Annotated in this window: 10 protein-coding genes and 1 pseudogene; 4 read left to right on the top strand and 7 right to left on the bottom strand. The window is 52.7% G+C overall.

The annotated features are described in order from the left end of the window. A partial coding sequence (locus ROR01S_RS25475) for a phage integrase central domain-containing protein (RefSeq protein ID WP_064359984.1) occupies positions 1-939 on the bottom strand: 939 nt, incomplete at its 3' end. 930 nt (positions 940-1,869) lie between these two features. Between ROR01S_RS25475 and ROR01S_RS25470 the strand changes: the two genes are divergently transcribed. Next, positions 1,870-3,324: a hypothetical protein gene (locus ROR01S_RS25470; RefSeq protein WP_064359983.1), complete on the top strand. Its 1,455-nt coding sequence runs from the start codon at positions 1,870-1,872 to the stop codon at positions 3,322-3,324. Positions 3,325-3,640: 316 nt separating this feature from the next. Here ROR01S_RS25470 and ROR01S_RS25465 read toward each other — a convergent pair whose 3' ends face one another. The 6 genes and pseudogenes from ROR01S_RS25465 to ROR01S_RS25445 all read right to left on the bottom strand — a co-directional run bounded on the left by ROR01S_RS25465 (position 3,641) and on the right by ROR01S_RS25445 (position 7,338). Continuing rightward, positions 3,641-5,974 (bottom strand): primase-helicase zinc-binding domain-containing protein, encoded by a 2,334-nt coding sequence (locus ROR01S_RS25465; RefSeq protein WP_064359982.1) that lies wholly within the window; start codon positions 5,972-5,974, stop codon positions 3,641-3,643. Between the two features lie 11 nt (positions 5,975-5,985). Beyond that, a complete protein-coding gene (locus ROR01S_RS25460; protein ID WP_004185276.1) occupies positions 5,986-6,306 on the bottom strand; it encodes a DUF5375 domain-containing protein in 321 nt (106 codons plus the stop codon). Continuing rightward, positions 6,303-6,530, bottom strand: a complete 228-nt coding sequence (locus ROR01S_RS25455) for a hypothetical protein (protein WP_004185275.1) — start codon at positions 6,528-6,530, stop codon at positions 6,303-6,305. The genes ROR01S_RS25460 and ROR01S_RS25455 overlap by 4 nt, the downstream gene beginning before the upstream one ends. Next, on the bottom strand, positions 6,527-6,721 hold the full coding sequence (locus ROR01S_RS27860) for a host cell division inhibitor Icd-like protein (protein ID WP_004132556.1): 195 nt from the start codon (positions 6,719-6,721) through the stop codon (positions 6,527-6,529). Before ROR01S_RS27860 ends, ROR01S_RS25455 begins: the two co-directional genes overlap by 4 nt. A 24-nt stretch (positions 6,722-6,745) precedes the next feature. Continuing rightward, positions 6,746-7,069, bottom strand: a pseudogene (locus ROR01S_RS27855) (ash family protein); the annotation flags it as partial. A 2-nt stretch (positions 7,070-7,071) separates the two neighbouring features. Then, a complete protein-coding gene (locus tag ROR01S_RS25445) occupies positions 7,072-7,338 on the bottom strand; it encodes a helix-turn-helix transcriptional regulator (RefSeq protein ID WP_000556592.1) in 267 nt (88 codons plus the stop codon). Between the two features lie 541 nt (positions 7,339-7,879). Here ROR01S_RS25445 and sid point away from each other — a divergent pair. The 3 genes from sid to ROR01S_RS25430 form a co-directional block, all read left to right on the top strand. After that, entirely contained in the window at positions 7,880-8,617 is a 738-nt protein-coding gene (gene sid / locus ROR01S_RS25440) for a capsid size-determining scaffold Sid (protein WP_023313542.1), read from the top strand. After that, positions 8,614-8,859, top strand: coding sequence for an ogr/Delta-like zinc finger family protein (locus tag ROR01S_RS25435; RefSeq protein ID WP_023313541.1), 246 nt, complete (start codon positions 8,614-8,616; stop codon positions 8,857-8,859). Before sid ends, ROR01S_RS25435 begins: the two co-directional genes overlap by 4 nt. A 17-nt stretch (positions 8,860-8,876) precedes the next feature. Further along, positions 8,877-9,129: phage polarity suppression protein (locus ROR01S_RS25430; protein WP_303745255.1), on the top strand; the 253-nt coding region annotated here is incomplete at its 3' end.

Below are 9,129 nucleotides of genomic sequence, written 5' to 3'. Positions count from 1 at the left end.
TTTGCGGATGCTGGGGAAAACCCACGGGCGATGGCGGCTGACGGGCTCCATAATCTGAAGAACGCGCAGCGCCTGTTTGCTGAGCGGCACTGTGTGCGAACGGTTCATCTTCATAAAGGTGTCAGGGATCCGCCATTCCGCTTTTTTCATATCGATGTCGCACCAGCGGGCGCTAACGGCTTCGCCGGGGCGAACCCAGGTCAGTAGCTCCCATTCGATAAGGCAGCGGGTTTCCTTGCGGATAGAAGCGTTCTGTAAGGCCAGCATCAGCCTGCCCAGTTCACTGGGGTGAAGGGCGGGCATGTTCTGCTTTTTTGGTTTCTTGAAGCGGGCGACCAGGTTGTCAGCCGGATTGAACTCGATGAGCTCTTCGGAGATGGCGAAGCGGAAGATTTCATTGAGCCGTGAAATGACTCGCCGCAGTGTTTCGAGGATGCCTTGTTCTTCCAGTGGTGTGAGGTGGTCCTTGAGCATCTTAGGACGGATCTCGGTGACGGGTGTACTGCCCAGAGAAGGGAAGACGTGCATCTCCAGCGAACGCCAGACATCTTTGGCGTGATCTTCGCTAAGGTCGCTGGTCCGTTTCTTCTCTTTGAGCCACTGTTCCGCAACTTTTTCCAGCGTGCATTCATTCTGGATGCGTTTTTCTTCGGCTATTCCTGCTAAGTGTTGACGGGGATCTATGCCCTGCCAGAGCAGTCGTCTGTACTTCGTGCGAGTTTCGCGAGCCATGGCCAGTGTAACGACCGGGTAAGGGCCAAGGCTGGTTTTGGTGCGCTTTTTGGTGATGGGATGATAATACTCGAAATGCCAGGCCTTCCTCCCTGAAGTCTTAACCAGCAAGTACAGGCCTTCACCGTCCCGTAGCTCATAGTCCGTGCTACGGGGCTTCGCGCCAGCGATCTCCACATTTGTTAAGGGTTTCAGTTGCTTAGGCATGTTTTAGCACCACGCTTTTTTAGCCCCACGATACCGTGGTGCTAAACATGGTGCCAAAAGGTTAAGATTCATACAGAGATCATGACCACACATGCAACAAAAAAAGCCTGCAACTCGTTGAAGTTACAGGCTTTTTTAAGGTTCATGATGCATCATGAATGAATGTTTGGTGGGCTGGCGGAGTCTGAATAAGTCGTGTAAGCATCTAAATTTAAATGATTTTAATGTGTTAAACTTTCATTTGTGTACCTAAGCGTGTACCAATTATGGAATGTCATAGCATTCTTACCTATCTAAAGTTGTCGATTGCTCTTCCCCCTGATGATTTTTCTGTATCTACAAAGGCTGGATAAAAAGTTTTCTTGCATTTAACTGTTCACACTGTTCACCTTCTTTTTTTCTTTTTAATATCATAATGATAGGTGGTGATCGGTTGGTGAAGAGTGAACAGTCAACTCCTCACCTCAGCGCGTCTCTGGCCTGTTTCCGGCGACGATCACCGCCATACGATGGTGATGAGGGGGAAGTAAAAAGTTTTTTTGGTGAAAACTGTTCACACTATTCACTGCTGGTTTTTATTATTTATTTTCAAGGCATTAGCGCGTGAATACTCGGTGAACAGTGAACACTTTACTGTTCACCTCCGCAGGCTATAGGTACAGGCGTTATAGTCTGTTGTGAGCGAGGAACGGAAGCTCACCTGATAAATTATGATCAGAGAACTAGACCAAAGTAAGGGCTGTATGAACGTTGATGCTTACTATGAAGGTCGTAATGCCCCGTAGTTCAATATACTGTGGAAACAGATAGTTGCTATTGTTCAGATAAGTAGGGGAATTTCTGGGGAAATGTGATGGAAATGATAGCAACATATTTATTGTTATAATATTATCGGGGTTGTTTATTGTTGAAATAGTTGCGAGGAAAAGAATGAGTACGGATAAAATAAATAAAAAGACAATTTTCCCAAAGAAAAACATAGGTGTTACTGAAACTGAAAGAAAATTATCGGCGATTTGTGATAAAACTTTTCTAAAGCTCTGGTCTTGGACCAGTTTGTATAACGACGAAGGTATCAAGAAAAATGGAAAAGGGAAGGAAATCTGCGATCTTCTGGTTTATTACAGCAATACAGTTATTATTTTTTCGGATAAGGAAATTATATACACTGAAAATAGCGAAAAAAATACTCCTGAAGAAGATGGAACTTCTGTAGCTTGGAAACGTTGGAAAAGAAGAGCAGTTGAGAGTTCAGTAAAGCAGATTGAAGGTGCAGAAAATTGGATTCGCACACATTATGACAGAATTTATTTTACTGAACGATGTTTATCGAGTGAAAAATTTCCGTTTATAAATAGCGAGAATATCAATCAACTAAAGATTTATCGTGTGGCTATCGCTAACGGTTGCCAATATCCGCTTTATCTGGGGAATGGTGTTCATGATGGTATTATAACTAACTGTAGAGATCGTCATGGTAACTATATACACGTTTTTGATAGTTCAACGATTGAGGCCCTAACCCAGGATCTAAGTACCGTAAATGAATTCGTAAGATATCTGGAGGAAAAAGAACGTGTAGCACGGGAAGGCTTTTTTACCAACTATGATAAATTGATAGAACTTGATTTGTTAGCGACATATATCCTGAGCCCATCCACGACCAGAGATCCAGGTTTATATTTTAAGGAAGAGGGGTTTAAGATTGAAAGTTTTAATGAGCTTAACAACGCTAATGATTACTTTGTCGGAAAACAGGAGGACCAATTTTCAATTATTTTTGATGATTTTATTGAGTGTGTTTCTGATCAGTTTATAAAAGGAGAGGTTATTTGTACAGGTTTAACTAAGTTTGAAGCAAACCAAAAAGTGTTAGAGGTTCTATGTGATTTTGATCGGTTGACTCGTAGAGAACTTTCCAAAGGTATTATTGCTAAGTTCAAAGAAACCTTAGGGCGAGCTATTAGTAGTCGTTCTATTCTATTGGGAGGTAATGACCTATCATATACCCGTAATTCCATTTTTGCTGTGGTTATTTTCCCAAAGGCAGTTTGTAAGAAAATGAATAAAGTGGAGTATGAGAAGGAAAGGCGTTTGGTTGCAGAGGCTTACGCAATTTATTATCAGCAAAAGATATCTATGGACAGAGAAATTGTGGTGGCTGCGTTTGATAATATTTCAGAATCTCCAGTAATGTGGGATACAAATTATAGAAGCTTTATGGCTAGAGTGTATAAAAAAGACTTCACGCTGGTTTATCGAGAGAAGAAAAATTTTACCAAACAAGAAATTAACTTGTTTCATGAAATACAAGACAGGTGGGGGATATTAAAATCATCCCCAATAAATAGTTTCCGAGGTCGGGCTTATCAGTTTCATGATTAATTAATACTTGTAATTGAAATTAAATTTGTGTGATTCCTTATAAGGCATGGGTTAATAAAAAACGGAGCATCTCATGTAAAATGAACTGCTCCCTATTTATTATGTAAGCAACGTCCGCCGTTGGCACTGAGCGGTCTGATCATTTTGGAAGGTAAGAAGTTTTTTCTGGAAAAACTGTTCACACTGTTCACTCGGTATTTTTATTATTTATTTTCATGATGTTAGCGGGTGAATACTCGGTGAACAGTGAACACTTTACTGTTCACTCTGGCCGGTGAGCAGGCAAAAAAAGACCGGCAATGCCGGTCCGGGTAGGTTATGTTGCGGTGGGTTCGTCACACTTCGGCAGCCAGTCGGCGTTGCTTTCCTCCCTGAGCGCGAGATTGGTCTGCATGCCCTGATTTGTGCGGCGCTTCTCATAATTAAGACCGTACTCTTTCAGCATGGCTGAGAGCCCCTTGCCGAACATGGTCAGGCTGAGCGCATTCCTGTAACCGTGGGCCTCCATGTACACCAGATAGGCGTGATACAGATACAGGCGCGGCTGGCGCGGGATAATGTTGGCGTTCCCCATATACATCCCGTCCGGCTCCGGCAATGCCTCAAGATAGCCGCAAAAATCAAACGTCGGATCAGCGTCGCGCTTGATGCTCAGCGCCTCGTCGGAGTTCTGCTGCGACTGGAGCAGGGCGCGGGCGCTCATCGGGTCGCTGAACTGCTGCATTAACTGGCGCACAATCACGGCCAGCTCGCGGGCGATTTTATCCCTGAGCTGCGGGTCGCGCTCCTCCGGGGCTATCTGCTCCGGGAAGTGGATAATCACCCGGCGACGTGACACGCCGCCGCTGCGGTCGGTGAAGCGCATCGGGTTATTGTTGACCGCCAGAATCACCGCCGGAATGTGCGTCGAGTACGGATTCTGGTATTTCGGGTCAACGGAGACCGCATCGCCGCCGGTGATGGCCTTGAGCCCGGCACCGTCACCGCTCCATTTCTCCTGGTCAGGCAGACGAATGAGCGAGAAGCCAATCAGGGAGGCACGCTTGCGCGGGTCTTCCAGCGTGTCGATATCGGCTGACGTGGCGTTATCCTCTCCGGCCAGCATCGTGGCGATTTCGGCGAGAATACTTTTCCCGCTGCCGCCGGGGCCGGTAACTTCGAGAAAGAGCTGCCAGTCGTAGCGGTTCGCCAGCACCATAAACAGCGCGGCCAGAATCACATCGCGTTTTGTCGGGTTGCCGCTGGCCGCCCGGTCTAGCCAGCGCCAGAAGTTCGGCGCATGGGTCTCCAGCGTTTCGCCCTCCACCGGCGGAGTGAAATCCACGTCGCACAGGGTGCGCAGCCAGTGCGATTTACTGTGCGGGCTGAATATACCTGAGCTGGTATCGAGCACCCCGTTGCGAAAACCAATCAGACGGCGTGCCGGTGCCTCCTGCTGCGGAATAATCAGTTTCAGGGTCTCCACCACCGAGGCAATTCTCCCCGATGAGAACGGGGCGCGCAGGCGCTGAAACAGCCCGGCCACATCGCGGGCAAAATCAGACGGCGTTATCACCTTCCAGATGCCGTTTTCATACCGGGACAGAAGCTGGCCGTTGGCATCCACAGCCAGCGCTTCGCCGTAATGCTCATGCACCCGCATCGCCTTATCACTGGCGCTCATGGCGGTAAATTCTGCCTCGCTCATGGTGTCAAACGGGCTTTGTGCCGCTGGCCGGATGGCGGCATAAATGGCTTTCCGCGTGGCGTCCTCCCCCTTCAGCATCATCGCATCATTCCAGTCACCGAACACCGGCGGCAGGGCGACAACGCCCTCACAGGCCTGAGCGGCCGCAGCGGCTTTAGTCTGGCCGTCGCCGTTCAGGTCACGGTCGGCGGCGAGGATAATCTGACAGGCCGGGTGTTTCTGACGGGCCAGGCTCGCCAGAGAAAGAAGGTTCACGGACGACAGCGCCACCATGACGGTTTCCCCGGTCAGGTGATGCACGCTAAGGGCCGTCGCATAGCCCTCCGCTATCCACAGGCGTTTTCCCGCCTGTTTCTGCCCGTCGATGAGATGGCATGCCCCTTTGACCTGCCCGCCTTTCAGGGTGCGCTTGAGCCCCTCAGCGTTAATAAGCTGGAGGTTAACCAGCGTGCCGGACTCGTCATACAGCGGCACCACCACATCACCGGCGCGGTAGGCCACACCGCCGGTTTTGTGAGACGCGGTCAGCGTCAGACATTCCAGAGCGGTAAAGCCCTTGCGGGTCAGGTAGGCGTTGCCGGTGGCCGGGCGCGTTTTCTCCAGCAGTCTGACGGCCAGCGCGGCCGCTGCTTTGCGGTCGGCCTCCGTTCCGGCCTCTGCGGCCGCTATCACCTCCGGGGCCACCGGTGGCAGGTGGCCGGTGACGGCGTTCACCTTCCCGGCAGCCTCGGATGCCGATATGCCGAACACCTTCTCAACCAGTTTCAGGCCGTCACCGGCGCCGCACTGGTTACAGAACCATGTGCCACGCCCCTCTTTATCGTCAAAGCGGAAACGGTCAGCGCCGCCACACACCGGGCAGGCCTGATGGCGGTTTTTTATCACCTTCATTCCCAGCGCCGGGAGAATGCGCGGCCAGTGGCCGCACGCCTGTTTTACGGTGTCCGTTACGTTCATTTTCATGGTTTTCTCCCTCAGTGCAGTACAGGCGATGTGATATGGCGGGCGCAGAGCTCATCCATCACGGCGAGCCCGAGGAAGGACAGCGACGGGGCGGCTTTCAGCGGCCCGGCCTGCATCAAATCTTCCAGCAGCGCACAGGCAATCAGGCGGCCTTTTTCCTCGCCGTGCTGGCGCAGATAGAAGCCCTCCAGCTCGGCAGCGATGGCGCTTTCCAGCGCGTCGAGGGTGAGGTGGGGATAGCGGTGCTGACGTTCGCACAGGGTCAGCCAGGCACAGGCCACGGCGCGGCGATACAGGGCAGCACGCAATACAGGCGGCAGAGGCGTTTTCATACGTTGCCCTCCCCGGTGAACCAGCGGTGGTTGCAGCGTTCGACCACGCCGTCGAGCTGGGCGGTCATCAGGTAAATCACGGAAGTGAGCTGTAACTGCTGAGTCGGGTCACGACGCAGGGAAGTACAGTCCTGCACCTGCATCAGGTCGCTGACGAGCTGGCCGACATTGCGCATATGCTCAAGGCATTCGAGGTCACGGGCAGTAATCGTGGAGTGTCTCATGCGCGCACCTCCGCCACCGGCAGACGCCCGGCAAACGAGAGGACGTAATCGCGAACGAGGGAAAGGCGTGCAGCGTGTTCATCTCCGGCGACGGCGCGGAGCATACAGATACGGGGCTGACGGTCTGCGCGACGAACGGCGGCAAACACAAAGACAAACTGCGGGTGTGACGGGGTGAGGGTCGTAGCCATAGGGGCAACCTCCATTGAGTAGCGGTTAACGCCACCACCGGAGTTCTCACGCTCGGGTGGTAGCCCAGACGGGGGTGAGAAACCGGCCTCAATGGGTACCGGCCAGCCCGAAGGCTGCCCCGCCTGAGCCACCATTACGCAGATACAGCAACGGCTTAAGAACCGATGCGTAAACAACAGGTGCACATAGGCATAGACACAAAAAAAGACGCATGGCGCGTCCGGTGTCGCCACTGAGTAACTCGGGTTCTCACGCCCGGCTGCCGATTTTGCGACAGCGGCAAAACTATACCTGGAAACGGCGAAGGGAAGCAAGCCAGAAAAAGGGGCTTTTTGCGGAACGGGCATCATCATGCGTCATAGCCCCGGTTGCGTTCGGCGATACGGTCAGCCATCCACCCGGTGATTTCTGACTGCGCCCACGCCACGTTTTTCCCGCCGAGGGAGATTTGCTTCGGGAAAGCCTCCCGGCTGATGAGGTCGTAAATCGTGGAGCGGGACAGCCCGCACAGATGCATCACTTCGGGCAGGCGGATAAAGCGCTCCTGAACGGTGTCAGAGACCGGCATCAGCGGCGCGGCAGGGGCAGAAGACGGGGAAGAAAAAGCGGTGTGCATCGGGCTACCTCATAAAGTCCATACAGTGCCGGTCGTGTCCGTCCGGCCTCGGGTAGCGCTCTATTTTGTGAATATTTTCCCTGAGGGCAACAAGTCATTTTGTAGTGGCCCACCACACAACAGAGCGATTTTTAGACAGTGGCAAACGTTGGCCATCTTTTGGTAAACGTTGGCAAACTGGTGGCCCATTCCTGATTACTTTTATTTATATATTATTAGTTTTTAATCGTAAAAAAGACTAAATAAGCAGGACTTCGTCAAAACAGAAAGGTGAACAGTAGTGAACAGTCGGTGAACACTTTTACCCTCAACTGTTCACCACTTAACTTACTGTATTAATTATATTTTTATTTAAAGTGAACAGTAGTGAACAGTTATATGTAAAAAAACAAACGGTGAGTATGCTTTTCCTGAGACCTTTCTCTGGCAAGCCGGGTTTTGACGTCCTGTTTGTGCCAGAACTGCCACAACCGCAACAGGTCGTGTTGTTGTGTGCGCCCCGGCAGAATCACCTCATGTTGAAACCACGAGGAAACCTGCCATGACCGACACCCCCTTTATCCCTGATTACCTGAAACCGGCGCTGGAGCGACTGGCCGCCGCCCGAGCGGCCCATCTTGAACAGGCCCGCCGGATGGAGGACACCCTGACGGCCATCACCCGTGCGGAGGAGCAGAAAGCGGAGCTGGAGCAGGACAACGGCAGCGACACCCGTACCTGGCGCGCCGCTTTCCGTGCCGGGGGTGCCATGCTGACCGATGAGCTGAAAAGCGGCCATATCGAACGCGTGGCCCGCCGGGAGCTGGCGCAGGAATGTGACAACCTGACCGAAGTGCTGGCCTTTGAACGCGACCTGCTGAAAGTCGCCTGCAACAGCACCGCGCGGGCATTCCGCCAGGCGCATCATGCCGTGCTGTCTGAATATGCCAAGGAAGAGCTCGACCGGGCGCTGAACGACACCCTCGGGCCACTGGTCCGGGCGATGGTGCTGAAAGCGGATGTGATGGCAAACCCGCTCGCCAACACCATCGGCCATCAGGGCTACACCGAGCCGGAGAAAGAGGTCATGCATCAGGTGGTGACCTTCCTGACCAGGAAAGTGAGCGACTTCTCCGTCACGCCAGCGGATGAACCGGTGCTCTCCCTGACCGGCTTCCCGGCCGTCGCGCTTCCGCATATGGACCACGACGCCGCCAGCACGCCCGGCCAGCTTAAAGTCTGGCAGGAGAAAATCCGTCAGCGCGAGGCTGACCTGAAAGCGCGGGGGCTGCTGCCATGATGCACTGTCCGTTCTGCAAAAAGTCGGCGCATGCACGCACCTCCCGCTATCTGTCGGAGAACGTCAAACAGCGCTATCACCAGTGCACCAATATTGAGTGCTCGGCGACGTTCCGCACCACTGAAGCCATTGACGAGGTTATCCGGCCTCCGGCGGAGAAAGCGCCGCCTGTTGCGGAGCCGGTCACGCCCCCGGTACCCCGTAAAGTGCAGGGCTGCTACAGCTCGCCATACCGTCATTAATCAGGGGAGAACTGACCATGACCACCCTCACGCTACAGCAGGCCTTTGAAGCCTGTCAGAAGAACGAAACCGCCTGGCTGAACCGTAAAGCCGAACTCGCGGCCGCAGAGCAGGAATATCAGGAACAGGTGCTGGCCGGGGATGAGCGTATACCGGGCAGAATGCAGACACTGCGCGACATTATCGACGTCAAAAAATGGGAGATAAATCAGGCCGCCGGACGCTATATCCGCGCCCATGAAGCGGTACAGCGCATCAGTATCCGCAACC

Source organism: Klebsiella ornithinolytica NBRC 105727 = ATCC 31898, from assembly GCF_001598295.1.
Taxonomy (GTDB): domain Bacteria; phylum Pseudomonadota; class Gammaproteobacteria; order Enterobacterales; family Enterobacteriaceae; genus Klebsiella; species Klebsiella ornithinolytica.
Note: the sequence above shows the minus strand (reverse complement) of the source record. Positions and strands in the feature narration are given on the sequence as shown.